23 protein-coding genes are annotated in these 24561 nt (G+C 66.5%); 9 read left to right on the top strand and 14 right to left on the bottom strand.

The genetic code is table 11. The annotated features are described in order from the left end of the window. Positions 1-4 precede the first annotated feature (4 nt). Together AC1DIN_RS10320 and AC1DIN_RS10315 are read left to right on the top strand one after the other, a co-directional pair. Positions 5-997 carry an ABC transporter substrate-binding protein gene (locus AC1DIN_RS10320; RefSeq protein ID WP_476809688.1) on the top strand — a complete coding sequence of 331 codons (993 nt, stop codon included), beginning with the start codon at positions 5-7 and terminating at the stop codon, positions 995-997. Further along, a complete protein-coding gene (locus tag AC1DIN_RS10315; protein ID WP_476809687.1) occupies positions 994-1761 on the top strand; it encodes an SDR family oxidoreductase in 768 nt (255 codons plus the stop codon). The genes AC1DIN_RS10320 and AC1DIN_RS10315 overlap by 4 nt, the downstream gene beginning before the upstream one ends. A 137-nt stretch (positions 1762-1898) precedes the next feature. Here AC1DIN_RS10315 and AC1DIN_RS10310 read toward each other — a convergent pair whose 3' ends face one another. The 14 genes from AC1DIN_RS10310 to AC1DIN_RS10245 form a co-directional block, all read right to left on the bottom strand. Further along, positions 1899-2852: a catechol 2,3-dioxygenase gene (locus AC1DIN_RS10310; protein ID WP_476809686.1), complete on the bottom strand. Its 954-nt coding sequence runs from the start codon at positions 2850-2852 to the stop codon at positions 1899-1901. Continuing rightward, the gene (locus AC1DIN_RS10305) at positions 2849-3958 is read right to left on the bottom strand and encodes a 5-methyltetrahydropteroyltriglutamate--homocysteine S-methyltransferase (protein ID WP_476809685.1); all 1110 of its coding nucleotides are present in this window, start codon (positions 3956-3958) and stop codon (positions 2849-2851) included. The genes AC1DIN_RS10310 and AC1DIN_RS10305 overlap by 4 nt, the downstream gene beginning before the upstream one ends. A 25-nt stretch (positions 3959-3983) precedes the next feature. Continuing rightward, complete coding sequence (locus AC1DIN_RS10300; RefSeq protein WP_476809684.1) at positions 3984-4709, bottom strand: ABC transporter ATP-binding protein; 726 nt, start codon at positions 4707-4709, stop codon at positions 3984-3986. After that, positions 4702-5454 (bottom strand): ABC transporter ATP-binding protein, encoded by a 753-nt coding sequence (locus tag AC1DIN_RS10295; RefSeq protein ID WP_476809683.1) that lies wholly within the window; start codon positions 5452-5454, stop codon positions 4702-4704. The genes AC1DIN_RS10300 and AC1DIN_RS10295 overlap by 8 nt, the downstream gene beginning before the upstream one ends. Then, complete coding sequence (locus AC1DIN_RS10290; RefSeq protein ID WP_476809682.1) at positions 5454-6458, bottom strand: branched-chain amino acid ABC transporter permease; 1005 nt, start codon at positions 6456-6458, stop codon at positions 5454-5456. The genes AC1DIN_RS10295 and AC1DIN_RS10290 overlap by 1 nt, the downstream gene beginning before the upstream one ends. Next, on the bottom strand, positions 6455-7312 hold the full coding sequence (locus AC1DIN_RS10285; protein WP_476809681.1) for a branched-chain amino acid ABC transporter permease: 858 nt from the start codon (positions 7310-7312) through the stop codon (positions 6455-6457). Before AC1DIN_RS10285 ends, AC1DIN_RS10290 begins: the two co-directional genes overlap by 4 nt. A gap of 31 nt (positions 7313-7343) precedes the next feature. Next, positions 7344-8519 carry an ABC transporter substrate-binding protein gene (locus AC1DIN_RS10280; RefSeq protein ID WP_476809680.1) on the bottom strand — a complete coding sequence of 392 codons (1176 nt, stop codon included), beginning with the start codon at positions 8517-8519 and terminating at the stop codon, positions 7344-7346. A gap of 56 nt (positions 8520-8575) precedes the next feature. Further along, complete coding sequence (locus AC1DIN_RS10275) at positions 8576-9265, bottom strand: 4-carboxy-4-hydroxy-2-oxoadipate aldolase/oxaloacetate decarboxylase (RefSeq protein WP_476809679.1); 690 nt, start codon at positions 9263-9265, stop codon at positions 8576-8578. Beyond that, positions 9262-9987 carry a PIG-L deacetylase family protein gene (locus AC1DIN_RS10270; protein WP_476809678.1) on the bottom strand — a complete coding sequence of 242 codons (726 nt, stop codon included), beginning with the start codon at positions 9985-9987 and terminating at the stop codon, positions 9262-9264. Before AC1DIN_RS10270 ends, AC1DIN_RS10275 begins: the two co-directional genes overlap by 4 nt. A 21-nt stretch (positions 9988-10008) precedes the next feature. Beyond that, on the bottom strand, positions 10009-11127 hold the full coding sequence (locus AC1DIN_RS10265; RefSeq protein WP_476809677.1) for a 4-oxalomesaconate tautomerase: 1119 nt from the start codon (positions 11125-11127) through the stop codon (positions 10009-10011). Positions 11128-11131: 4 nt separating this feature from the next. Then, positions 11132-11968 carry an NAD(P)-dependent oxidoreductase gene (locus tag AC1DIN_RS10260; RefSeq protein ID WP_476809676.1) on the bottom strand — a complete coding sequence of 279 codons (837 nt, stop codon included), beginning with the start codon at positions 11966-11968 and terminating at the stop codon, positions 11132-11134. 100 nt (positions 11969-12068) lie between these two features. Continuing rightward, on the bottom strand, positions 12069-12974 hold the full coding sequence (locus AC1DIN_RS10255; protein ID WP_476809675.1) for a LysR family transcriptional regulator: 906 nt from the start codon (positions 12972-12974) through the stop codon (positions 12069-12071). A 92-nt stretch (positions 12975-13066) separates the two neighbouring features. Further along, positions 13067-14260, bottom strand: a complete 1194-nt coding sequence (locus tag AC1DIN_RS10250) for a glycosyltransferase (protein WP_476809674.1) — start codon at positions 14258-14260, stop codon at positions 13067-13069. After that, positions 14209-14823, bottom strand: a complete 615-nt coding sequence (locus tag AC1DIN_RS10245; protein ID WP_441469182.1) for a MarR family transcriptional regulator — start codon at positions 14821-14823, stop codon at positions 14209-14211. Before AC1DIN_RS10245 ends, AC1DIN_RS10250 begins: the two co-directional genes overlap by 52 nt. A gap of 323 nt (positions 14824-15146) precedes the next feature. Between AC1DIN_RS10245 and AC1DIN_RS10240 the strand changes: the two genes are divergently transcribed. From AC1DIN_RS10240 to AC1DIN_RS10210, 7 genes are all read left to right on the top strand, one after another. Further along, on the top strand, positions 15147-16892 hold the full coding sequence (locus AC1DIN_RS10240) for a type I secretion system permease/ATPase (protein ID WP_476809673.1): 1746 nt from the start codon (positions 15147-15149) through the stop codon (positions 16890-16892). After that, entirely contained in the window at positions 16889-18244 is a 1356-nt protein-coding gene (locus AC1DIN_RS10235) for an HlyD family type I secretion periplasmic adaptor subunit (protein ID WP_476809672.1), read from the top strand. The genes AC1DIN_RS10240 and AC1DIN_RS10235 overlap by 4 nt, the downstream gene beginning before the upstream one ends. 290 nt (positions 18245-18534) lie before the next feature. Next, positions 18535-19329 (top strand): calcium-binding protein, encoded by a 795-nt coding sequence (locus tag AC1DIN_RS10230; RefSeq protein WP_441469185.1) that lies wholly within the window; start codon positions 18535-18537, stop codon positions 19327-19329. A 116-nt stretch (positions 19330-19445) separates the two neighbouring features. Next, the gene (locus tag AC1DIN_RS10225; RefSeq protein ID WP_476809671.1) at positions 19446-21737 is read left to right on the top strand and encodes a glycosyltransferase; all 2292 of its coding nucleotides are present in this window, start codon (positions 19446-19448) and stop codon (positions 21735-21737) included. After that, a complete protein-coding gene (locus AC1DIN_RS10220; RefSeq protein ID WP_476809670.1) occupies positions 21734-22567 on the top strand; it encodes a class I SAM-dependent methyltransferase in 834 nt (277 codons plus the stop codon). The genes AC1DIN_RS10225 and AC1DIN_RS10220 overlap by 4 nt, the downstream gene beginning before the upstream one ends. Continuing rightward, a complete protein-coding gene (locus AC1DIN_RS10215; protein WP_476809669.1) occupies positions 22564-23811 on the top strand; it encodes a glycosyltransferase family 4 protein in 1248 nt (415 codons plus the stop codon). The genes AC1DIN_RS10220 and AC1DIN_RS10215 overlap by 4 nt, the downstream gene beginning before the upstream one ends. Beyond that, positions 23808-24560, top strand: a complete 753-nt coding sequence (locus AC1DIN_RS10210; RefSeq protein ID WP_476809668.1) for a hypothetical protein — start codon at positions 23808-23810, stop codon at positions 24558-24560. The genes AC1DIN_RS10215 and AC1DIN_RS10210 overlap by 4 nt, the downstream gene beginning before the upstream one ends. Position 24561: the final 1 nt, after the last annotated feature.

Here is a 24561-nt window from a genome sequence, read left to right as displayed (position 1 = left end):
TCCCATGTCCAAGCTGCGCGCCCTTCTCCTGCTCGCCCTATCCTGGCTGGCCGCCTCGCACGCTGCAGCCCAGCCACTCGACAAGGTCACCGTCGCTGGCTGGAGCCAGCCGATCAGCGAGATCACCAATCTGCTGGCCGAGCCGGACAAAGGCTTCTTCAAGGCCAAGGGCATCGCGCTCGACTACGTGCCCGGCAATGGCGGCGGCGCAGCGCTCCAGACCCTGATCGCGGGGCAGGCCGATATCGCCTTCACCGATCCCGCCGCGCTCTATCTCGCGCTCGACAAGGGCGAGAAGCTCGTCGCGATCTACAACATCTATCCGCAGAACGTCTTCAACGTCGTCGCGCTCAAGAGCAGCGGCATCCGCTCAGCAGCCGATCTCAAGGGCAAGCGCATCGGCGTCTACAGCCTCGCCAGCGGCACCTATCAGAACCTGCTCGTGCTGCTGCATCAGGTCGGCCTGAACGAGAAGGACGTCACCATCCAGCCGACCGGCCTGCTCAATTTCGCGCCGCTGATGCAGGGCCAGGTCGACGCCACGGCCGCGACCGATACCGGCCTGCTCGTCGCCCGCACCCGAGGACTGGGCGACGCCAACGTCATCGAGGTCCGCGACCAGCTCAACCTGCCCAGCGACATCTTCGTCGTGAAGGAAAGCTATTACGAGCAGAACAAGCCGCTGCTGAAGCGCTTCCTCGCCGCCTATCGCGATTCCGCCGCCTGGATGATCGCGAATCCCGCTGAAGCCGCCCGCCTCGCCGTCACCCGGGCCATCAACGGCCGCGACGAGACTGTCAATCTCGAGATCATCAAGCTGCGCAACCTCTCCAGCGTCTCGCAGGCGACGGAACGCGAGGGTCTCGGCCGCTTCGATCTCGACGCACTGCAGAAAGGTGCCGATACCTTCCGCAGCCTCGGCCTGATCGCCCGCCCGCTCGATATGAAGGCCGTCGTGAAGAGCGATCTCATCCCGCAGAAGGACGGCGCGCCGTGAAGTTCCGCGACCGGTCCATCCTCGTCACCGGCGCGAGCCGCGGCATCGGCGCAGCGATCGCGAAGGCCTTCGCCGCCGAGGGCGGGATCGTCATCGTCAACCACCGGACGAACGATGGGGCAGCCGAAGCCGTCGCCGCGGAATGCCGCGCGCTCGGCGGCGAAGCGCTGGCCATCGCGGCCGACGTGACCTCGCCCGAGGCGGTCGCCGCCATGGCCGAGCGCATCTCGGAGGAGGTCGGCCGGCTCGACGTCGTCGTCAACAACGCCTTCGCGCCCTATCGCTTCGACCCGGACAATCGCGCCCGCTTCTGGGAGACGCCCTGGGAGGCCTATGGCCAGCAGTTCGAGGGCGCGGTGAAGGCGACCTACACGGTCTGCCGGGCTATGCTGCCGCTGCTCCAGCGCCGCAGCGGCGCCAGCATCGTCAATCTCGCGAGCGATCTGGTGACGCGCCCGAGCATTCCCTATCACGACTACACCACCGGCAAGGCGGCGCTCATCGGCTTCAGCCGCAACCTCGCGGCCGAGCTTGGCCCGCTCGGCATCCGGGTGAACTGCGTCGCGCCGGGGCTGGTCTATCCGACACAGGCGAGCGAGGCGACGCCGGAGGAGGTGCGCGAAATGCTGGTCGCGCAGACGCCGCTGCGCCGCATCGCCACGCCGGCCGATATCGCGGGCCCTGTCCTTTTCCTCGCCAGTGACTGGAGCGGTTTCGTCACCGGCCAGACGCTACATGTCGATGGCGGGCTGGTGATGGCCTGAGCCGCGAGGTGGTTAGCGACTGCTGATGCGAACCAACTCGCGGTGTCATCCCGGGCAAGCCGCGCCAGCGGCGCCGATCCGGGATGACGGCGTGTTTCCGCCAGGGCTCATCTCCACACCAGGCCGCCACGCTATCCCTACGTCGCTGGCGGCGTCCCATGGGTATGGAAGCTCTCGATCGTCCTGAGCCCCCAGGCCTGCCCCTTCTTCCGCTCGGTCTCGGTCCAGGTCACGGTCTGCCAGTCCGGATCGAGGATCAGCCGCGCCCCGGCATTCGCGATCTCGACGCGGTTGCCGGCCGGCTCATAGACATAGAGGAAGAAGGTCTGCTGCACGGCGTGCTTGTGCGGGCCGGTCTCGATGAAGACGCCGTTCTCAAGGAAGAGATCGGCCGCCTCCAGGATGTGCTCGCGCTGGTCGACCGCATAGGTGACATGGTGGAAGCGGCCCTGCGCCGGCGTGTGGTCGCGGGTATAGGCGATGTCGTAGCTCTTGTTGTTGACGGTGAACCAGCAGCCGCCGACTTCCCCCGAATCCAGCACGATCTGCTCGGTGATGCGGCTGCCGAGCGCCTTCGGCATGAAGTCTCGGATCGCCGCGACGTCCTGCGCCAGCAGGTTGAGATGGTCGAGCCGACGCACCGCGCAGCCACGGCCATGGTTGCGCTGTGCCTGGTTCTTCAGCGCCGGCCGCTCGCCTTCGGGGGCAACGTACTTGTTGGTGTCGAAATAGATCTCGAAGATGTGGTTGTCGGGATCGCGGAAGCGATACGCGCGGCCGTGACCGAGATCGCCTTCGCTCCAGCCGATGCCCGCCCCCAGCGCCTCGATCGCCGCGACGCGGCGCAGCAGCGCCGCCTCGCTCGAGGCGCGATAGCCGATATGGCCGACGCCGGTGGTGTTCGACGCCGTGAGCTTCAGCGTGTGGAACTCGTAATCGTCCCAGGCACGCAGATAGACCGAGTCGCCCTCGCGCCCGCTCTCGGTCAGCCCGAAGATGTTGACGAAGAAGTCGAGGCTCGCGTCAGGCTTGTTGGTGAAGAGCTCGACATGGCCGAGATGGGCGATGTCGAAACAGGGCTCGCTGCTCATCCCCAGACTTCCTTGGCGACTTCGAGGATGCGCGAGAGCTTGGCCCATTGCTCGTCCTCGGCCAGCACATTGCCTTCCTCGGTGGAGGCGAAGCCGCATTGCGGCGACAGGCAGAGCTGTTCGAGCGGGGCATATTTCGTCGCCTCCTCAATGCGGCGCTTGAGATTGTCCTTGCTCTCGACAGTGCCGAACTTGGAGGTGACGAGGCCGAGCACAACCTGCTTGTCGCCCTTGGGCAGAAAGCGCAGCGGCTCGAAACCTCCGGAGCGGTCGTCATCCCACTCCATGAAGTAGCCGTCGACATCGATCTGGTTGAAGACCATATCGGCCACCGGCTCGTAGCCGCCTGAGGCGATGAAGGTCGATTTGAAGTTGCCGCGGCAGGTATGGGTGGTGATCTGCATGTCCGCCGGCTTGGCCTTCAGCGCGGCATTGAGCACGTCGCGATAGACGAAGATCAGCTTGTCCGGATCATCGCCGCGATCCGCCAGCATCTTGCGCTGCTCCGGATCGCAGAAATAGGACAGGCTGGTGTCGTCGAGCTGCAGATAGCGGCAACCGGCATCGTAGAAGGCCTTGATCGCCTTGGCGTAAGCCTTGCCGAGATCGTCGTAGTAATCCTCCATCTTGAGATAGGCGCTCGGGTCGATCGCCTTCCGCCCGCCGCGATAGTGCAGCATGGACGGGCTCGGGATGGTCATCTTCGGCACGCGGCTGGTGATCGAGGCCAGGAACTTGAAATGGGCCAGATGCGGGTGGTCAGCCGGGAAATCCAGCTTGCCGGTCACGCGGATGCCGTGGCCCTTGGTCGCGACGCCCTTGAACTGGATCCCCGAGTCGGTCTCGTAGCTCGTGACGCCGGTCAAGCCGTCGAGGAAGTCGAAGTGCCAGAAGGCGCGGCGGTACTCGCCGTCGGTCACCGCCTGCAGCCCGATCTCCTCCTGCTTGCGGACGAGCTTCCCGATCTCCTCGTCCTCGATCCGGGTCAGCTCGGCCTGCGCCATCTCGCCAGCGGCGACCTTGGCGCGCGCCTCCTTCACCGGCGCGCTGCGCAGCAGGCTTCCAACCATATCGCCCCGGAACGGCGGCTTCTTTCTCTGTGTCATGATGTTTCCTCCCGGTTCTTGATGGTCATGCTGCGGCGGCGAGGCCGAGATGATGTTCGAGCCGCGCGGGCTCGGCGATGAGCGTAGCACTGCGCTCGGCCAGGACCACGCGGCCGCGTTCGAGCACGATGGCGTCGTCCGTGAGTTCGAGGATCTTGCGCGCATGCTGCTCGATGACGATGGCAGCAAGCCCTTCCTCGCGGAACAGGGCCTTCAGCGCCTTGAGCAATTCCTCGACGATGATCGGCGCAAGCCCCTCGGTCGGCTCGTCGAGCAGCAGCAGCTTTGGATTGAGCATCAGCGCCCGGCCGATCGCCAGCATCTGCTGCTCGCCGCCCGAGAGCTGGTTGCCGAGATTGGCCTTCCGCTCGGCCAGCCGCGGAAACATGCGGAAGACGCGGTTCACATCCCACGCCCCCGGCCGGGCGACCGCCGTCAGGTTCTCCAGCACGGTCAGCGACTTGAAGATGTTGCGCTCCTGCGGCACCCAGCCGATGCCGGCATGCGCCCGCTGCTCGGGCGAAGCGGTGGAGAGGTCGCGCCCCGCCAGCACGATCCGCCCACCGCGCCGGCGCGTGACGCCGATGATGCTGTTGACCAGCGTGGTCTTGCCGACCCCGTTGCGGCCGAGCAGCGCGAGCGAATGCCCCTCGGCGAGAGTGAGGTCGATGTCGAACAGCACCTGCGCCTCGCCATAGCCGGCGCTCAGCTTCTCGATCTGCAGGAGCTCAGGCGTCGATGCGTCAGACATGGGCGCCCTCGCCGAGATAGGCCGCACGCACGCTCCTGTCGCGCGCCATCTCGTCGGGCGTGCCCTCCGCCAGCACGCGGCCATTGACCAGCACCGTGATGCGCGTGGCAAAGCGGAAAACGAGATCCATGTCGTGCTCGATCAGCAGCACCGAGACATCGTCGGGCAGTTCGGCGACCGTCTGCATCAATTCGCGCCGCTCGGCCTCCGGCACGCCGGCGGCGGGCTCGTCGAGCAGCAGCACGCTGGGCCTCGCGGCAAAGGATGCGGCGATCTCGATCTGGCGCTGCTTGCCATAGGGCAGCGTCGCGATACGGCTGTCCATGATGTCGCCCAGCTTGAAACGCGCCAGGATCTCGGCGGTCTGCCCTACGAGTTCCGCATCGCGGTCGAGCGCGCGGAAGGGATGGCTGCCGCGGCCGAGCCGCTCGGAGGTGACGAGCGCGATCATCTCCAGCGGCGTCATCGTCGCGAAGAGCTGGTTGATCTGGAAGGTGCGGGCGAGGCCACGCTTCACCCGCGCCTCGCGCGGCAGCCTTGTGATGTCCTCGCCCATCAGTTCGATGCGGCCGGAGCTCGGCTTGAGCACGCCTGTGAGCTGGTTGACGAAGGTCGTCTTGCCGGCGCCGTTCGGACCGATCAGCGCGTGGCGGGCGCCCTTTGCCAGCGTGAAGTCGACATGATCCGTCGCGGTGATGCCGCCAAAGCTCTTGACGAGGTCGAAGGTCTGGAGAGCGACGCTCATCATGCCCCTCCCCTTCGAAAGCGAGCGAAACGGCCGGCAACGGCCTTGACCGCGCCATGGATGATCTCGCGCCCGCCGAGCACGAAGAGCACGAGGAAAAGCCCGATCCAGAACATCCAGTATTGCGGGGTGAAGGTCGCGATCGCGTCCTGCAGCAGCTTGAAGGCTATGGCGCCGATGAGCCCGCCATAGAGATAGCCGGCGCCGCCGATGATCAGCACGAGCATCAGATCGGCCGAGCGATGGAAGTCGAGCACGTCGAGCGAGACGAATTGCGTGGTCTGAGCGAGCAGCGCCCCCGCCGCCCCGGCATAGGCCGCGGCAAGCGTGTAGGCGGCGGCGAGACGGCGCGCATTCGGTACGCCCGAGGCCGAGGCCCGCAGCGGATTGTCACGGATCGCGCGCAGGGAGAGCCCGAAGGGCGAGTGCACCACACGCCGCGCGATCAGGAACAGAACGAAGAGCACACTGAGCGAATAGAGATAGGCGGTGCGGCCGAAGAGATCGAAGTCGAACAGGCCGAGCACCGGCCCCATCATGATGCCCTGCAAACCATCGGCACCGCCGGTCAGAAAGCCGAAGGAATTCGCCAGCTCGTAGAGGATCAGCGCGACGCCGAGCGTGATCATCAGGCGTGTAAGATCCGTGCCGCGCAGCACGAGCGGGCTGGTGACGAGGCCGAGCAGCCCCGCCGCCGCCATGCCGACGACGAGGCCGCCGAGCGGATCGCCCCCGACATGCTTGGCGAAGAGCCCCGCGGCATAGGCGCCCATGCCGAGGAAGGCGGCATGCCCCAACGACACGATGCCGGCATAGCCGAGGATCAGGTCAAGCGAGAGCGCGAACAGCGCCAGGATCGCGATCTCGTTGAGCAGCAGCAGGTTGCGTGGAAACAGCAGAAAGGCTGCAAAGGCGATCAGCCAGAAGGCGATCTCGGCCGGATGCCAGCGGCGGCCCGCATAGAGAGCCTGTCTGACGCGGCTTTCGAAGGTTTCCGCCCTCATGCCCGCGCCCTCGCGAACAGTCCGTGCGGCCGGATGATCAGCAGCAGGACCATCAGCGCGTAGATGATGAAGGCGCCGACCTGCGGCACGAGATATTTGCCGACGACATCGGCGACGCCGAGCAGCATCGCGGCGAAAAACGGGCCGGTGATGCTGGAGGTGCCCCCGACGGTGACGACGATCAGAAAGTAGATCATGAACTTCAATGGAAAGCTCGGGTCGAGCCCCATCAGCTCGATGCCGAGCGCGCCGCCCAGCCCGGCGAGTCCGCAGCCCAGCGCGAAGGTCAGCGCGAACAGCCGGTTGACCGGGATGCCGAGCCCACGCGCCACCCGCGCATCGTCGACCGCCGCCCGCAAGCGGCTGCCGAAGCGCGTCCGCGTGAAGCCCCATTGCAGCGAGAATGCCAGCAGCCCACAGATCACGATGACGAAGAGCCGGTAGCGGCCGATGCCGATGCCGGCGATCTCGAAGCGGCCCTGCAGCCAGGTCGGCAGATGGATGAACTGCTGGGTCGAGCCCATCAGCCAGTCGGTGCCGGCCACGGCCATGAAGACCAGCCCGATCGAGAACATCACCTGGTCGAGATGGCTCTTGGCGTACATCGGGCGGTAGATCAGCCGCTCCAGCACGATTCCGACCAGCGCCGCCGCCAGGAAGGCAAGCGGCAGGCACGCCAGGAACGGCATGCCGAGCCGCTGCATCGCCTGAACGGCGACATAGCCGCCGAGCATCGCGAAGGCGCCGTGGGCGAGGTTGACGAAGTTCATCAACCCCATCGTCACGGAGAGCCCGCAGCCGAGGACGAAGAGCACCATCCCATAGGCGATGCCATCGAACAGGATGGTCAGCATGAGCTTCGATCCCGGCTGGCTGTCCGGCCCGTCACTTGCGGGCCTTCACCGGGTCCTTGACGTCCTTGATCGTCGCGAACTCGACATTGTGGAGTTCCGAGCCGACCTTCTGCGTCTTGCGGACATAGATGTTCTGGATGATGTCGCGGGTGTCGGGGTCGATCGAGACCGGCCCGCGCACGCTCTCCCATGACGCACCCTTCATCGCCGCGATCAGCTTGTCGCCGCTGGCGTCGCCCTTGGTCGCCTCCAACGCCCTAGCGATCAGCTTCATGCCGTCATAGCCGCCGACCGCCATGAAGTTCGGCCGCATGCCGGGATTGGCCTTCTGGAAGGCTTCGACGAAGGCCTTGTTCGCCGGGCTGTCATGCGCGGCGGAGTAATGATGCGTGGTGATGGCGCCGACCGCGACATCGCCGATGCCTTCGAGGATGTCGTCATCGACCACGTCGCCGGKGCCGATCAGCTTGACGCCGGCCTTGTCCAGCCCGCGCTCGACGAACTGCTTCATGAACTGCGCGCCGATCCCCGACGGCACGAAGACGAAGAGCGCGTCCGGCTTGGCTTCCGAGACGCGCTGCAGGAAGGGTGCGAAATCGGGGTTGCGCAGCGGCACGCGCACGCTCTCGACCGTGCCGCCCGCCGCCTTGAACTTGGCCGCGAAGGAGGTCTCGGCGTCGATGCCCGGCCCGTAATCGGTGACGACCGTGAAGACCTTCTTGATGCCGTTTGCCGCGGCCCAGTCCGCCATAGGCTCCGACGCCTGCGGCAGGGTGAAGGAGGTCCGCACGATATAGGGCGAGGCCTCCGTGATGGAGGCGGTGGCCGCCGCCATCACGACCTCCGGCACCTTCGCCTGCGTCGCGATCTGCGCCGTCGCCATGGCAAGCGGCGTCAGGCCGAAGCCGGCCAGCACCGAAACCTTGTCGTTGACGACCAGCTCCTGCGCCAGGCGGCGCGTCGTGTCGGCATTGCCGGCATCGTCCTTGAGGATAACTTCGAGCTTGCGCCCGCCATGGACCGCGCCTTCCTTGGCGAGGAAGAGCTTCACCGCCGCATCGATCTGCTTGCCGGTCGAGGCGAAGGGCCCCGTCATCGGCAGGATCAGCCCGATCTTCACCGCTTCCTGCGCCAGTGCGGCGCTACCAGTCGTGGCCGCCAGCGTGAGGCCGAGAATTCCACCCAGAACTGTCCTGCGATGCGTCATGTCGTCGTTCCTCCCGAGATGTCTGTGGTCCCCTTTTGGCGGGGCTTTTCTTCTGCTTATTCGTCTTCGTCGTCGCGATAGACGAGGCCTGCTTTGGCGAGGCCTTCGCGCATAGCGTACATGTCCAGCCCGAGTTCGCCAGAGGCGAGCCGTCTACGCTTTTCGTCTTCATTGGCCTCGCGCTTGCGGCCGGACGCCGCGACGGCTTCCGCCTGCAGCCGCGGCACCACCACGACCCCGTCATCATCTGCGACGATCACGTCTCCGGGATGAACCAGCGCCCCGGCGCAGACCACCGGCACATTGACCGAACCCGGCGTCGCCTTGACCGTGCCCTTGGCTGAGATCGCCCGCGACCAGACCGGAAAGCCCATCTGCGTCAGCACGCGCACGTCGCGCACGCCGGCATCGATGACGAGGCCGACGCCGCCGCGCGCCTTGAGCGAGGTCGCGAGCAAATCGCCGAACATACCGTCGGTGTTGTCGGTGGTGCAGGCTACGACGAGCACATCGCCCGGCTGCACCTGCTCGATCGCGACATGGATCATCCAGTTGTCGCCGGGCTGGGCGAGCACGGTGACGGCGCCGCCCGCGATCTGCGCGCCGGCGTAGATCGGCCGCATATAAGGCTTCATCAGCCCGGCCCGCCCCATCGCCTCATGTGTGGTGGAGACGCCGAGTTCCCCGAGATCGGCCATCGCCGCGGCCGGGGCACGCTTCTTGGTGCGGATGACGACGGGGGTCATGCCAGCGCCTCCAGCGCTTCCGGGAAGAGCCGCTGATAGGCCTCGCCATAGGTCATCGCCTTGCCGGAGTTGCGGCCACCCTGCATGCCGCGGTTGAGCGCGACACGCGTGTAGTATTCCCAGAGATGCTTCTGTGCCGCGAGGATCTCGAAGGCCCGGCGCTTCTGCTCCCAGACCTCGTCGATATTGAGGATGACGTTCGGCTTGAAGTTGCACTGCTCGGGCTGGTGCGGCTCGAACAGGAAGACAGGCGGGGCGGCATAGCCGCGCTCCAGATCGGGCTTGTGCCCGGCCGCCTGCGCGATAATGCGCGCCTCCTGCGCGAAGCGCGTCGCCTCGGGATGGTCGACATTGTAGGGATCTTCGAGCGCGTGGGTCAGCACGAAGCTCGGACCCAGCTCGTGGAAGATGTCGATGGCGCGGTCCAGCATATCGGGCGTCGTCCGCAGCGGATAATCCCCGGCATCCATGAACTCGATCTCGGCGCCGAGCAGTTCGGCCGCAGCGGCGGCCTCCTCGCGGCGCTGGGCCTTGACCTCCTCCATCCTCACACCAGCCTTCTTCCAGGCGAACTGGCTCTCGCCGCGCTCGCCATAGGACAGGCAGAGAATCTTCACGCGCATCCCGCGCTTCGCGTGCAGCGCGATAGCCCCACCCGCCCGCCAGACGAAATCGCCCGGATGCGCGGTAATCACCAGACCTGTCTTCTGCGCGTCGGCCATTGCCGTCAGCCCTCTCTCAATTCACTCTGCAGCACGGCGAGCGTTGCCCGCATGCGCCGCCATGACGCTCGCCGGCACGAAGGCGCGGCCTTCCATCAGGATGCGCGCGGTGCGCAGCAATCCGGCACGCTCGACCAGCGGCCGCTCGGCTGTTCCGCCAACCGTCAATGTCACGGTGAATTCGCCTGTGGGATGCTCGACCGAGACTGCGCGTTCGCGCCCCTCGGGCATCGCAGCAACGGCGGCCGCCGGCGAACCCGGCAGCACTGCGGCGGTCGCCACCGTCACAGCGGCGAAGACGCCGATCGAGCCGTGGCATTCCTGGGGAATGAAGCTGCGGGTGCAGATCGCCCCGCCGGCCTGCGGCGGCGCAACGAGTGCAACCTTCGGCACGACTTTCTTGGCGACATCGCCGAGATTCATCAGCGGCCCGGCCGCAAGACGAATGCGCTCGATCCGCGCCTTCAACTCCGTGTCCTTGTCCAGTTGCTCGCGCGGCTCGTAGCCCGTGCGCCCGACATCGGCCGCCCGCATGACGATCACCGGCATGCCGTTGTCGATCAGTGTGCACGGCACGCCCTCGATCACATCGACGACGTTGCCGGTCGGGAGCAGCGCGCCGCAGACCGAGCCTTCCGCATCGAGGAAACCGATATCGATCGGTGCCGAAGTGCCCGGAACGCCGTCGATACGCGCTTCGCCCGCAGCGCTGGCCTCGCCATCGGGCGTATCCATGGTGAGGTCGGCGATGGTGCCGGTGTTGATCGTGCGGACGCGGACGCTCGTGCGCGCGCCGGTCGCCTTGACCAGCCCCAGCGCCAGCGCAAACGGCCCGACCCCGGCGAGGATGTTGCCGCAATTCGGCGTCGTATCGACGGTTCCCGTCTCGATGCCGACCTGCGCGAACAGGAAATCGATGTCGCAGCCTGGATCGCTCGAACGCGAGACGATTGCGACCTTGCTGGTCAGCGGATGCGCGCCGCCAAGCCCGTCGACCTGCCGCTTGTCCGGCGAGCCCATCACCGCGAGCAGGAAGGCGTCGCGCGCGCCGATATCCGCGGGCAGGTCATCGCGCAGGAAATAGGCCCCCTTCGAAGTGCCGCCGCGAATGAGCATGCAGGGAATGGCGATCTGGCTCATCGCCTCACGCTCCTGCTGCGAAGTTTGCGCGTGCACCGCGTTGCTGGGCGTCGGCAACGGCGCTGGCGAGGCCGGGCTCCAGACCGGCGGCGGCGAGCATCTCGGCCGCCTCGCGCATCTCGGCCGCGCGCCGGATGCCATGGGTCGCGACACGCTCGCGCATATCGGCGGCCAGCGCATAGAAATCGATCGACGGAAACGTCGCGTGCAGGCTGGCGAAGACCGGATCCTTGACGTCCCAGGCCTCGCAGGCAGCGGCGCAATCGACCATCAACGCCTCCAGCCCCTTGATGACGATGCTGCGGCACAGCTTCATCGCCGATGCACGGCCGAACGTCTCGGAAACCGGCGTCAGGTTCATGCCCAGCCCATTCAGCGTCTCGGCCACGACCTCGGCCTTCGGACCGCCGGCGAGGATCGCGACCTTGAGGCCGGGCTTCAGCACCGGCGCCATCACCGCAGCCTCGACATAATCGGCGCCGCTGGCCTCGACTGCCTTCGCGGCCCGCTGCTTGGTCGAAGGCGCGGCCGAATTCACGTCGACGAAAACCTGACCGGGTCTCAGCCAGCTCGCCGCCTCGGCAGCCACGGCCTCGGCGCGGTCGGCCGTCACCGCCGAAAAGATGAAGGATGCCTGCGAGCAGGCTTCAGCCGCCGACGCGCCGCAGCTCACGCCGATCTGCCGCGCCGCATGCTCAAGCCGCTGCCCGGCAGCCCTGCCGAAAAGCAGGTCGTAGGTGCGAATTCCGGCCGCGCCATTGGCCAGGAGGCCGCGCGAGAAGGTCTGCCCGACCTCACCGAATCCGATGAATGCGATCGCCGCCGGTGCCGAACCAGCCATCGTCGCCACTCCTTGTACGTTTCTTCCCGCAGCAAGGGTGGAGCAGGCTCATTGCTTCATCAAATGATAAGAATGCAGCGATTGATTAGTTTCATTCATCTCACCGCGGCGAAACCGAGCGCGTCAAGGCCTGGCTTAGCAGGGACAGAAGATCGCGCGCCGCCGGGCGCAGCGGCACGGTCTTGCGGGTGATGATGCCGAGCGTGCGCGTCACCGCCGGCGCGCGCAGCGGCACCGCGACCAGCTCTCCGGCATCGAGCACATCGAGTGCCAGCTGCGGCACCACCGCATAGCCGATGCAGGAACGCACCAGACTGACCGCAGTGACGACCCGCTGGACCTCGTAGCGCCAGGTCAGGCTTTCGCGCCGCGCGCCCAGCGCATCGTCGATCAGGATGCGGTTCCCGGTTTCGGCGCTGATGCGCACGAGCGGCTCGCCCTGCAACTGGGCCCAAGTCAGCGACGACGCCTGGGCGAGCGGCATGCTGCGATGGCTGACCAGCACGAAGGGCTCCTTCACCACTGGCTTCAGCTCCAGGTCCCAGCGATTCGCCGCGACTATGGTGACGCCGAACTCCGCCTCGCCGGACTGCACCTTGTCTGCGATCTCCGAAGCCGAGTTGTCGTGGACCCTCACCCCGACGCCGGGATGGCGCTTGGCGAAGGTCGCGATCACCGAGGGCATGCAATGGACGGCGACCGTCGGCAGGCAGCCGACCGAGACCTGCTCGTCGCCCTCCCGGACATCGACCCTGACCTCGTCGAGCGCCGATCCCAGATCCTCGAAGATTCGGCGAGCGCGCGGGAGCAGTGCCGTGCCTGCCGCCGTCAGCGAGACCTGACGCGTGGTGCGCAGGAACAGCGGCGTGCCCAACGATTCCTCGAGCTTCCGGATGCGGTGGCTGAGCGCCGTCTGCGACAGGTTGAGATGGGAGGCGGCGGCGCGGAAGCTGCCACGCTCCGCGATGCTGATGAACGCCTGAAGCCCTAGAACATCCACGCGCATGGGATTGCCTGATCCTCGCGATGGCAGGCGCCGACGGAAAGCGATCCGTCACCGGTATCAGCAACCGCGCGGCTGACAAACCTCCCGCAGCCCTATTCGCCAAACTGACGAATCCAGCCGATCTGCCGGTCGATGCAGCGCTCCCGCTCGTAGCTGGCAATCACCGTCTCGCGGGCGGCCCGCCTCAGCGAACGAGCCAATACGGGCTGTGCCAGCGCTTCCGCGATGCGTTCCGCCAAGAGCGCTTCCTCATGGAACGGCGTGAGCAGGCCGTTGCTTCCGTCGCGGATGACCTCCTTCACCGGCTCCGTATCCGAGCCGATGACGAGGCAGCCACAGGCCATCGCCTCGAGCAGCGACCAGGACAGAACGAAGGGAACGGTGAGATAGACATGCGCGGCCGAGACCTGAAACAGCCGAATCAGATTCTCATAGGACAGCCAGGGGATGTGGACGATGCGTTCGCCGAGCCCGGTCTCGGCGGACATCGCCTCACGCCAGCTGTTGTCATCGGAACGCGGGCGTCCATAGCCGGCGCCGTCGCCGCCGATCACGACGAAGATGAGGTCCGGATGGCGGGCGGCCAGGATGGCCGCGGCGCGCATGAACTGGGGATAGCCGCGATAGGGGTCGAGGTCGCGGGCGACGAAGGTGACCACCGGCGAGCCCGGCACGAGCACGCGGCCATCGGGCAGCACGAAGGACGCTTCCGCGTCGGGCCTGCAGAAGGTGGTGTCGATGCCGTCATGACAGACGGCGATTCGCTTGCGGTAGGCCGCCGGATATTGCTGGCGCTGCCACTGCGTCGGCGCATAGGCGGCATCCAGCGTGTCGAGAGCGAGAAGCTGTGCGGCGTTGCGCATGCGCACGCGATGGCGGTCGGCAGCGGGAACCGGATCGCTCATGCCGAAATCCAGGTCGGACCCCGTGCTGCGATAATAGTACTCGCAATAGCCGATCAGCGCGGCATCGGGCAGCGTGTCGCGCGCGAACAGCAGCCCGCCCCACCCGATATGTCCGAGGACGACATCGGGTGGGTCAGTGCTCTTCAGCCGCTCCATCAGCCGGGCAACCGCCTCGCCCGTCCGCAGGTGATATTCGGTGGCGGCGAGCGCGGGATGCCGCGTCGACGTCTCCTCCACCGAATAGACCAGCTGACTGACGCCGGGTTGCTCCTGCCCAGGACGCTCCGTGATCAGCGAGACCTCGACGCCCTGGGCGACGAGGCTCGCGATCAGAGCAGCGAACTGACCAGATCCTGCGCGATGAACGAATAGGACATGCATGATGCGAGGAGCACGCCGCCGTAGCGGAGCGCGTCATTCCACCATTGTTCGAGATGGCGCAGGGTTTCGTGGGTGGTGCGCAGGTCGGTGTCGCGGTTGCTTTCGAGCCGCTGGCCGAACTGACTGGCTTCGTCGAGAAGCCGCAGACGCTCGCACAGCATCTGCCCCTTCAACGAGAGCGAGATTCGCGCCTGCCGGCGATCGCGAGGCGATGCCCCGCGGTCGAGGTAGCCACTCTCCACCAGTTGCTTGAGATTGTAGGACGCGTTGGACCCTCCGTAATGTCCACGGTCCAGGAGATCGCGGACCGCGATCTCGCCGTGCCCGATCGTCATCAGGACCATCACCTGCGATGGCGAGATGTCGTCGATGCCCAGCTTGTTCAGCTCCAGGCGCAGGTAATCCAGAAAGCGCCGGCTGACACGTTCGATAACGCGAGCCAGATCGAACGGAGAAATTCCGCGATCCCGCTCTTCTTCGAGGTCATCGGACCCATCCGCCCGATGATGGCCATTCAAGGAACTGCCTAGGAATTGCCCGCCGCTATGCAATTTAAAGTGCATCCCTTACTCCGCCTGATCGAAAAATGAACAATCCACCCCTTTTGTCCCCTTTCTCTACTAAGAGCCTATAGGCAAAGCACATGCCATATTCCTTGGCTAATAATTAAGATTGCATCAATCCAGAGATGGTCGGAAACTAATTCGAAATTCAAAATTTTGCATAGTTTTGCCTCATTTTCTTTCTTCGAATCGATGGACTACCTTTCTAATCTGTCATAATCTTGACACCCGCTCCGTATCACGTTTGCCTTGCTGAAAGCGGGCGCGTGTTTGACGGTCTCGCCGCCACACCCCGCACCCCAACCACAATCCTGGAGTCGTGCATGAAGGCTGCGATGCTGGCACCTGACGTCCTGATCCGAAATCTCCAGCGATCCTTCGTTGGCGGCCTCGGCTATGCGGCGTTCCTCAGCCTCTGCGTGAACCTGCTGCTGCTGACCGTTCCGCTGTTCATGATGCAGGTGCAGGACCGCGTCATCGTCAGCCACAGCTACGACACGCTCACGATGCTCCTGGTCATCGCCATCGGAGCTCTGACGCTGTACGGCACGGTCGAGTTCATCCGCTCCCTGACATTCCAGACCATGGCCAGCATTTTTGCGCGCCGGCTCAATCTGCCGGCGCTGCAGGCTGCCGTGAGCTCGTCTCTGGAGCAGGGTTCGGGACAGGCGACGCAGGCGATTCGCGACCTGAACGATATCCGCTTCTTCATCGCGAGCTCGGCGATCGCCACCCCGCTGGAAGCGGCCTGGTCGCCGATCTTCCTCGCAGTCCTCTTCGCACTGCATCCGATCTACGGGCTGGTCGGCCTGGCCTCGCTGATCATCCTGCTGCTGCTCGGCGTGCTCTCCGACATGCTCACCCGCCGGATTCTCAAGGAGGCGAACGAGGCGGGCGTCGCCAGCATCAACGAAGTCGGCGCGAGCCTGCGTCATGCCGAGACGATCGAGGCCATGGGCATGCTGCCCGCGCTTTCCCGGCGCTGGCGCGGCCAGCAACTGGCGATGATCGAGCAGCTCGACATGGGCACCCGGCGCGCCAAGTTCATCGCTGCCGTGACGCGCTCCTCGCGCATGACCATGCAGCTTGCCGTCTATGCAACCGGCGCAACCCTCATCATCCGCAACGAGGTCACCGCCGGAACGCTGATGGCCGCGAGCATACTGAGCGGCCGGCTGCTGGCGCCGTTTGATTCGATGATCACCGACTGGCGGCAATGGGTTTTGGCGGCCGCGGCCTGGAAGCGCGTGCGCGACCTTGTTCTGGCGCGCAGTTCGCAGCGGCAGACGGTGCCGACCCCGCCCTGCCAGGGCGACCTCGTGGTCGATCGCGTCGTCTTCGCGCCGCCAGGCTCGGAGCAGACCGTGATCAAGAGCGTCTCCTTCACGCTTGAGCCGGGCGAGGTGCTCGGCGTGGTCGGCCCTTCCGGGGCCGGCAAGTCGACGCTCGCGCGGCTGCTGGTCGGCGTGCTCAAGCCCAATGTCGGCGGCGTCTATCTGGACGGGCACAGCACCTTTCTGTGGGAGCGCGGCTCCTTCGGCGCGATGGTCGGCTACCTCCCGCAATCGGTCTCGCTGCTGAACGGCACGATCGCCGAAAACATCGCCCGCATGCGCGAGCCCGACCCCCACGCCATTCTGGAAGCCGCGCGAATCGCCGGGGTTCACGAGCTGATCGGCCGCCTGCCGCTCGGCTACGACACCAACGTCGCCGATACCGGCTTCACTCTCTCGGGCGGCCAGCGCCAGCGCATCGGCCTGGCGCGCGCGCTCTACGGCTCGCCGCGGCTGATCGTGCTCGACGAGCCCAACGCCAATCTCGACGCCGAAGGCGAGCAGAGCCTGATCCGCGCCATCGCCGCGGCGCGCGAAGGCGGCGCCATCGTCGTGCTGATCGCGCATCGTCCATCGGTGATGCAGGTCGTCGACAAGCTCCTCGTGCTGCGCGAGGGCCGCGTGCAGCAATTCGGCCCACGCGCGGCCATCGCCGGCATGATCACGCCAGGTGGCCGGATCGACATGGAGCCTCCCGCAAACGCACCCGCCACGATCCGTGAGGTGAAGGCATGACCGGACGCTCCCTGATCAAACGCCCTGAACAGCCCCTGGTCGCGCAGATCGATGCGGAGCCGCAAGATGAGCGCGTCCCGAGCCTGCGCAGCCTGGTCCTCGCCGGCGCGGCCGCAATCGGCGTCGGCTTCGGCGGATTCGGCGCATGGGCGGTCACCGCGCGGCTCGACAACGCCGCCGTCGCGAATGGCGTCGTCGCGGTCGACAGCAAGCGCAAGACCGTCAGCCACCTCGAGGGCGGCATCCTGAAGACGCTGCTGAAGGCGGAAGGTGAGCGCGTCGCCAAGGACGAACCGCTGCTGCGGCTCGAAGACGCCCGCGCCCGCGCCGAATTGCAGCAATTGCAGGCCAAGCGCATCGGACTGGAGGCAAAGCTCGCCCGCCTGCGCGCCGAACAGACGAATGCGACCGATATCGCCTTCCCCGCCGATATTGCGCGCATGGAAACGCCGATCGCACGCGAAGTGCTGCGGGCCGAACAGACGTTCTTCAAGTCACGCGGCCAGGTCCAGGACGGCAAGACCCATATCCAGCAGCGCGTCATCGAACAGCATCAGGCCGAAGCCGACGCGCTGAAGGCCCAGATCGACGCCACCATTCAGCAGCGCTCGCTCATCGACGAAGAGGTCCGGATCATGGCCGACCTCTACGAAAAGCGCTACGCCAAGCGCGGCCAGCTCGTCGAACTGCAGACCAAGCAGAGCGAACTCGTTGGCCGGGCGGGCGAGTTCGCCGCCCGCAAGGCCAAGGCCGAGCAGGCGGTGGCCGGCGCCAATCTGGAAATCCTCTCGATCAGCCTGGAACGGCAGAACGACATCGCGCGGGAGATCCAGGAATCCCAACTCATGCTCTCCGAGGTCACCGAACGCATCGTGCAGGCCGAGGATGTGCTGCGCCGGCTGGTCGTGACCTCCCCGCAAGAGGGCATCGTCGCCAACATCCGGATGCGCACCGCTGGCAGCGTGATCGCCGCCGGCGAGGCGATCCTCGACATCGTACCGGAGCGCGAACCGCTGATCGTGGAAGCGAAGGTCGATCCGCGCGACATTGATGCGGTCCGCGTCGGCGCCAACACCCGCGTGCGCCTGACCGCCTTCAACTCCCGTCTGCTGCCGCCGATACAGGCGAAGGTGACCTATGTCGCGCCGGATCAGCTCATCGATGAGAAGACCGGCGCGGCCTACTTCGTCGTGCGCGCCGAAATCGATCAGGAAAGCCTGCGCGACTACAAGGTTTCGCTGCACGCCGGCATGAACGCGGAGGTCATGATCGTCAATGGCGCGCGCCGGGCGATCGACTATCTGGTTTCTCCGTTCACCGACAGCTTCAACCGCGCCTTCCGCGAAGACTGACCCGCCCGCCGCGGCTGCCGCCGGCAAGCCACGGCTCGGCATGTATTTCGATTTTGGAAGTATATTTACGGCATACTCAAAAGAATTATCTCCGTAAATTAGAATCTAAACTGCGCTGCATCGCAAAATCGTCACAACAAATGTCTTGCTGCAACGCACTCATTGAGTAATCCTTAGATTGTCGAGCGACAGCATGACTATGCGGAGCTGTCGGAACCGTTCCTGGACTTTCAGTTCCGCGGCGCCACCGCCGAACGACCGGGATCACCAGATCGCTATGGAGGTGCCGTATGGCGACGATCGAAGGAAGTGCATTCGACGACTTTTTGATTGGGAGTCGGTTCAGCGACGTTATCTTGGCCGGTGCCGGCCACGATATCGTGCATGGCGGCGATCAGGTCGACTCGATCTTCGGCGAGGAAGGCAATGATCTGCTCTATGGCGACGGCGGCAACGACGCCCTGTTCGGCGGCGAGGGCGACGACATCCTCTTCGGCGGGCTCGGCGACGACATCCTCTCCGGCGATGAGGGCAACGATGCCCTCTTCGGCGGCGAGGGCAACGACACGCTGATCGGCGGCGCCGGCGACGACATCCTGCGCGGCAATGCCGGCGACGATGTGCTGATCGGCGGCGAGGGCAACGACCTGCTGCAAGGTGGGCCGGGCGACGACATCCTTCAGGGTGGTGCCGGCAACGACATCCTGCAGGGCGGCGATGGCGCCGATATCCTCTATGGCGGCGCCGGCGACGACATCCTGCAGGGCGGCGCTGGTGACGACATGCTGTTCGGCGGCGCCGGCAACGACGTTCTGCACGGCGGCGCCGGCAGCGACGTCTTCGTCTTCGCCGGCGGCGGCGGCAACGACGTCGTCCTCGATTTCGAGGCCGGCTCGGACATGCTGCAGATCGCGCACGACATCAATGGCACCGGCGTGGCTTCGGCCGAGGACGTGGCGGCGCGCGCCACTACGGTCGGCGGCAACACCGTCATCGATCTCGGCAATGGCGACACCCTGACCCTCGTCGGCGTCCACGCCGAGGACGTGCAGGCCGATCCGCACTCCTACTTCTCGGTCGCCTGATCGCCCTGACGCGCTGTCCCGCCGGCCATGGTCGGGCGGGACAGCACGCCTCAGCAACGTCCCGGAGCGCCCTTCGCGGGGCGCTCCGGGCTCCCCCGTGCCGCAGGAACGCCTCCATGCTTTCACTTGCGCCCGCCTCTGTTGCGGTGACACCCCCGGCCCAGCTCGAACTCCATCGCCTCGGCGGCTCGATCTTCCTGCTTTGCTGGACGCTCGAGGCATCGCCCTTCGGCAAGCCGTCGATCGCCCTGACCGGAGGGGGCAGACGCCTCGCAGCCGCATCGATTTCGCTCGGCCTGCGTGACGGGCGCGAGCGGCTCGCAATCGCCTTCCGTTCCTCCGGGCACGACAGCATCGTCGCGACCCTTTCTGATCAGGGTCCGCAGGGTGACGTAACCGCTTCATTCGACCCCGCACTCGTCCATGGCCTCGCCGATCCCGCCGAGATCCTGAAGGATCTTGCGCCGCAAGCCCGGCTGACTCTGGCCAATGCGCTGGTGCGCGCCTGGCCGCCGCTGTTCGGCCTCTCCTCAATTCCCAACTACCTGTCCTTTCTGCGCCAGCTCCTGCTGACCTTGTTCGCAAAGCCGGCCGCGATGCAGCCCACTGCGGCGCTGGTCGAAGGCCAATGGCTCTTCGAGACCTTCGTGCCTGCAGATTTCGGCGCGTTGCGCACGGCGTCTCGCCTCGACGGTGCCGGCCTCACCCGCCTGGATCTGAAGTCGCGCGTCGGCGCCGCCGATCGCAGCGGCAAGCGCGAGCTGCACCTCGTGCTGGAGGAGCCGCCCGTTCGTGGCGGCGGATTGCTGATCCTGCAGAGCGAGCGCTCCCTGATCGTCCGCGCTCTGCCCGGCCGTCAGGCCGCGCCCTCGCTCGGCCGCTGGTGGGCCGGGAAGGCGGCGAGCCGCGACGGCCTGCGCAACTGGGTCGTCGAACAGCTTGCCGGCCTGTCCGAGCAGGGGCGGCTGCTGGCCGTCGAAATGCAGCGGCGCGTTCCGCTCGCGGTCCAGCATGTCCGCCGGAACGATGACCTCCCCGCCGCCGAGCTCGACCTCGCGGTCTGCAACCGCGCCGGCCTGCTGATCGGCGGTTGGCTGCGCGATCCCGACGATCTCCTGCAGGAGGTGCTGTTGCATCGCGGCGCCGGCGAGCCGATCGCCATGCTCTCACGCCTCCAGCGCTTCCCCGTGCGGCTGCCGACCGGCGCGGAAGGCGAAACGCGCACTGCGACGGGCTTCGCCGCCTTCGCCTCCGACTATGCCGGCGGAGCGCCGGTGCTGCAGCCGCGCTGCGAGATCAAGCTGAAATCCGGGACGACGCTGACGCTGCGCCCGGCAGTGCAGCCGGCCGACGCGGCAACGATCCGCGCCCGGGCCCTCGCGGCGATCCCGCCGCAATATCTGACGGCCGCGATGCTGGAGGGGACGCTCGCGCCGATCCTCGCCGCCTGTCAGGACGAATTGAGCGAAAGCCGCCCGGAACCAACGGTCAGGGAATTCGGGAAAGCCCCGGCCCGCCCGAAGGCCTCCGTGGTGATCCCGCTCTATCGGGTCTACGACTTCCTGCGAATACAGGTCGCCGCCTTCGCCGGTGATCCCTGGTTCGTCGAGAATGCCGGGCTGATCTATGTGCTCGACTCGCCCGAGCACGAGGCGGAGGTCGCACATCTGCTCGGCGGGCTCCACCTCGCCTACGGCCTGCCGATGCGGCTCGTCGCGATGCGGCGCAATGGTGGCTTTTCCGCCGCCTGCAATGCCGGCGTGCGCCAGGCCCGCGGCGAGGCTCTCGCGCTCGTCAATTCCGACGTGATCCCTAGCAGAAACGGCTGGCTGGCGGCGCTGGTCGCCAAGCTCGACCGCCGCCGCCGGGTTGGAGCGGTCGGGCCGAAGCTGCTCTACGATGATGGCTCGCTGCAGCATGCCGGGCTTTACTTCAAGCGCGACAGCAAAGGCACATGGCTCAACCATCATTACTTCAAGGGCATGCCGGGTAGCTATGCCCCGGCCAATATCGAGCGCCCGGTGCCCGGCGTTACCGGCGCCTGCATCGTCATCGCGCGCGAGCTCTTCGACGAACTCGGCGGCTTCGACGAGAGCTATGTCATCGGCGACTACGAGGACAGCGACCTCTGCCTCAAGGTCCGGCGTGCCGGCTTCGGCATCCTCTACGCGCCGGATACGGCGCTCTATCACCTCGAGCGTCAGTCGATTTCCAAAAGCTCCGACTACACGCGCGGCGCCGCCTCCCAGCACAACGCCTGGCTCCAGACCCGGCGTTGGGACGCGCAGATCGATGCGCTGATGCAGGCCTTCGAGACCTCAGCGGCGGAGCCCGCGCTGCAAGGGCCCGCTCCGAGCGAGCCCGACCTTGTTCCCCGCTTCGGCTTCAGGAGAGCGACCGCGGCATGACGGCTATCCCAGCCCTGAGACAGATCGCGCCTGAGCCGGCGTCCGGGGACACCCCCATAGAGCCACAGCTCGACTGGCTGCTGGCTTCGCTGCAGACCAATCGGTTCATGCCGCACCCGCCGCCGGACTCGATCTTCGTCGGCGATGGCGACTACCGCGCGATCGGCGCCGAGTTCCTCGGCCACTTCATCCGGATCGGCGGCTTGAAGTCGCATGAGCGCGTCTTCGACATCGGCTGCGGCATCGGCCGCATGGCCATTCCGCTGACGCAATATCTGGACTCCGAACGCGGCAGCTACGACGGCGTCGATCCGGTGATGGAGGGCATCCTCTGGTGCGCCCAGACGATCACCCCGGCCTATCCGCGTTTCCGCTTCCAGCGCCTCGACATCGCCCATCCGCTCTACAATCCGCGGGGCTCGCTGCCCGGCATCGAGGTCCGCTTCGGCTTCGCCAATGGCAGCTTCGATTTCTTGACGATGATCTCCGTCGCCACGCATCTGCCGCCCGACGAGCTCGTCGTCTATCTGCAGGAGGCTTCGCGGCTTCTCGCGCCGGGCGGCCGTCTCTTCCTGACCGCGTTTGCGATCGACGGCGCCGCCACCGGCCAGGAGCGCCTGTCGTTCAAGCGCTGGCAGGACGGTCCAGGCTGGTACGCCATCGACGAGGCGCCGCTCGCCGCCGCCGGCATCGATCCGAGCTTCCTCATCGAGCGGGCGGCGCAGGCTGGTCTCGAAGTCTCGGCGCTGCGTCCGGGCCATTGGCGCGGCATCAGCGCGGCGCACTATCAGGACGTCCTGATCGCGACGAAGCCGCGGGGTCGGACATGACCCGCCGCATCCTCGTCGTCGCGCACAACCATCCCTCGCTGCATCCGGGCGGCACCGAGATCTTCGCGCATGATCTCGCCGGCGCCTATCGCGAGCAAGGTTGCGAGGTGCTGTTCCTCGGCGCGACCAACGCGATCCATCGCCAGCCGCATCCCGGGACGGCACTGCAATCGGTCGGCGACGACGCGGTGCTCTGGAGCGGCCATTTCGACCGGTTCCACATGAGCCAGATCGATCACTACGGCACGCTGCAGGACCTTGCGACGCTGCTCGGCGAGTTCCGGCCGGATGTGATCCATGTCCATCATCTCGTGCTGATCGGCGCCGAGTTCCTGACGCTGGCGCGCCGGCTCCTGCCGGAAGCGACGATCGTGATGACCCTGCATGACTACTATCCGATCTGCCATCATGACGGGTTGATGGTGCGGCCCGCCGACCGCCAGCGCTGCTCCGGCGCCTCCCCCGCCGCTTGCCATGGCTGCTTCCCCGAAATCGGCTCCGACCGCTTCCTGCTGCGCGAGCGCTTCATCAAGACGCATCTGGCCGCCGTCGACCGCTTCGTCGCGCCGAGCCGCTTCCTGCGCCAGCGCTATGTCGAGTGGGGCCTGCCGGCGGAGAAGATCGAGGTCATCGCCAATGCTCGCCCCAGCCAGGAGCCGGCCCCGCACCGGCCCGGCGACGGGCGCCGAGCGAGCTTCGGCTACTTCGGCAATCTCAATCCCTGGAAAGGCGTTCTCCCATTGCTTCAGGCCGCGCAGCTGCTGCGCGCTGCCGGGGAGCGGGAATTCTCGCTGCGCATTCATGGCGGCGCGCCGTTCCAGAGCGAGGCTTTCACGACCGCCCTCGATGCGGCCCTCGCCGGTACCGAAGGTGTCGTCACCCATTGCGGCCCTTATCGCCGCGAGGAGGTGCCGGCACTGATGGCCGAGGTCGATTGGGTCGTGATGCCTTCGATCTGGTGGGAGAACGCGCCCCTCGTCATCCAGGAGGCTTTCCAGCATCGCCGACCGCTGATCGTCAGCAATATCGGCGGCATGGCCGAGATGGTGCGCGACGATGTCGACGGCCTCCATGTCCGGCCGGGCGACCCGGCCGCGCTGGCCCGCGCGATGCGCCGGGCAATGGATGAATACGGCCTCTGGCAGCGCCTCGTCGACGGCATTGCCGGGCAGCCATCGCTCGCCGAATGCGCCGGCCGCCACCTCACCCTCTTCGATCGCCTCAAGCTTGCGGAGGCCGCATGACGACAGCCCAGCAACAGGACAGGGAAATCCGCCTGCCGAACGTCAGCCCGGCGAAATTGAACGGACGGATCGACGCCCTCGACGGCAGCCGCCTGCATGGCTGGATCTGGGACGAAGCCCGTCCCGACGAAGCCATCACGGTCAAGCTCTATTGCGACGGCCAGCTCGCCGGCGAGACCCAGGCCGACCAGAGCCGGATCGACCTGCGCCGCAACGGCATCGGTGACGGCAGGCACGCCTTCTCGATGGAACTCGACGAGACGCTGGTCGCGGCCCGCAGCCGCCTCACCGTCGTCGGTGTTTCGCCGGCGACCGGCGCCGAACTGGAGCTGCGCCTCCCGGCGGCGGACGAGCTCGCGGCGGAAGCCGCGATCGCCGTGCCGCTCGCGCGCTTCTTCGACAAGGTCGAGATGCTGATTGCGCTCAACCGGCGCAGCCAGCTTGCCCAGAAGGAGCTCAACGAAAAGCTCGACCGCATCGCGGCGCGGCTCGAAGAGAATCATGCCCTGGCGGAGGCCACCAAGGCCGAGACGGAGAGCCAGAGCGAGATCGTCCGCCGTCTCGGCGAGCTCGATGTCTTCCAGCTGCGCTTCGACGGCACGCTGCGCGGCTTCGACGAGCGGCTTGATGCGATCCGCAAGGAAGCGCGCGCCCCGCTGCGGCAGGTCACCGTCATTCTCGGCTTCCTGTCGGCGTTGGCCGCGATGATGTCCTTCGTCACGCTGGCCGTGACGCTCTGGGGAGGCTGAG

It is taken from the genome of Allobosea sp. 05T438 (genome assembly GCF_056396025.1).
This window is presented reverse-complemented; position numbering and strand designations above follow the sequence as displayed.

What these genes read in the sequence shown, in the direction of transcription:
- AC1DIN_RS10320 (WP_476809688.1), top strand. Translation starts at nt 5, where the DNA reads ATGTCCAAGCTGCGCGCCCTTCTCCTGCTCGCCCTATCCTGGCTGGCC.
- AC1DIN_RS10310 (WP_476809686.1), bottom strand. Translation starts at nt 2,852, where the DNA reads ATGAGCAGCGAGCCCTGTTTCGACATCGCCCATCTCGGCCATGTCGAG.
- AC1DIN_RS10305 (WP_476809685.1), bottom strand. Translation starts at nt 3,958, where the DNA reads ATGACACAGAGAAAGAAGCCGCCGTTCCGGGGCGATATGGTTGGAAGC.
- AC1DIN_RS10300 (WP_476809684.1), bottom strand. Translation starts at nt 4,709, where the DNA reads ATGTCTGACGCATCGACGCCTGAGCTCCTGCAGATCGAGAAGCTGAGC.
- AC1DIN_RS10295 (WP_476809683.1), bottom strand. Translation starts at nt 5,454, where the DNA reads ATGAGCGTCGCTCTCCAGACCTTCGACCTCGTCAAGAGCTTTGGCGGC.
- AC1DIN_RS10290 (WP_476809682.1), bottom strand. Translation starts at nt 6,458, where the DNA reads ATGAGGGCGGAAACCTTCGAAAGCCGCGTCAGACAGGCTCTCTATGCG.
- AC1DIN_RS10285 (WP_476809681.1), bottom strand. Translation starts at nt 7,312, where the DNA reads ATGCTGACCATCCTGTTCGATGGCATCGCCTATGGGATGGTGCTCTTC.
- AC1DIN_RS10275 (WP_476809679.1), bottom strand. Translation starts at nt 9,265, where the DNA reads ATGACCCCCGTCGTCATCCGCACCAAGAAGCGTGCCCCGGCCGCGGCG.
- AC1DIN_RS10270 (WP_476809678.1), bottom strand. Translation starts at nt 9,987, where the DNA reads ATGGCCGACGCGCAGAAGACAGGTCTGGTGATTACCGCGCATCCGGGC.
- AC1DIN_RS10265 (WP_476809677.1), bottom strand. Translation starts at nt 11,127, where the DNA reads ATGAGCCAGATCGCCATTCCCTGCATGCTCATTCGCGGCGGCACTTCG.
- AC1DIN_RS10260 (WP_476809676.1), bottom strand. Translation starts at nt 11,968, where the DNA reads ATGGCTGGTTCGGCACCGGCGGCGATCGCATTCATCGGATTCGGTGAG.
- AC1DIN_RS10255 (WP_476809675.1), bottom strand. Translation starts at nt 12,974, where the DNA reads ATGCGCGTGGATGTTCTAGGGCTTCAGGCGTTCATCAGCATCGCGGAG.
- AC1DIN_RS10250 (WP_476809674.1), bottom strand. Translation starts at nt 14,260, where the DNA reads ATGCATGTCCTATTCGTTCATCGCGCAGGATCTGGTCAGTTCGCTGCT.
- AC1DIN_RS10245 (WP_441469182.1), bottom strand. Translation starts at nt 14,823, where the DNA reads ATGCACTTTAAATTGCATAGCGGCGGGCAATTCCTAGGCAGTTCCTTG.
- AC1DIN_RS10240 (WP_476809673.1), top strand. Translation starts at nt 15,147, where the DNA reads ATGAAGGCTGCGATGCTGGCACCTGACGTCCTGATCCGAAATCTCCAG.
- AC1DIN_RS10235 (WP_476809672.1), top strand. Translation starts at nt 16,889, where the DNA reads ATGACCGGACGCTCCCTGATCAAACGCCCTGAACAGCCCCTGGTCGCG.
- AC1DIN_RS10230 (WP_441469185.1), top strand. Translation starts at nt 18,535, where the DNA reads ATGGCGACGATCGAAGGAAGTGCATTCGACGACTTTTTGATTGGGAGT.
- AC1DIN_RS10225 (WP_476809671.1), top strand. Translation starts at nt 19,446, where the DNA reads ATGCTTTCACTTGCGCCCGCCTCTGTTGCGGTGACACCCCCGGCCCAG.
- AC1DIN_RS10220 (WP_476809670.1), top strand. Translation starts at nt 21,734, where the DNA reads ATGACGGCTATCCCAGCCCTGAGACAGATCGCGCCTGAGCCGGCGTCC.
- AC1DIN_RS10215 (WP_476809669.1), top strand. Translation starts at nt 22,564, where the DNA reads ATGACCCGCCGCATCCTCGTCGTCGCGCACAACCATCCCTCGCTGCAT.
- AC1DIN_RS10210 (WP_476809668.1), top strand. Translation starts at nt 23,808, where the DNA reads ATGACGACAGCCCAGCAACAGGACAGGGAAATCCGCCTGCCGAACGTC.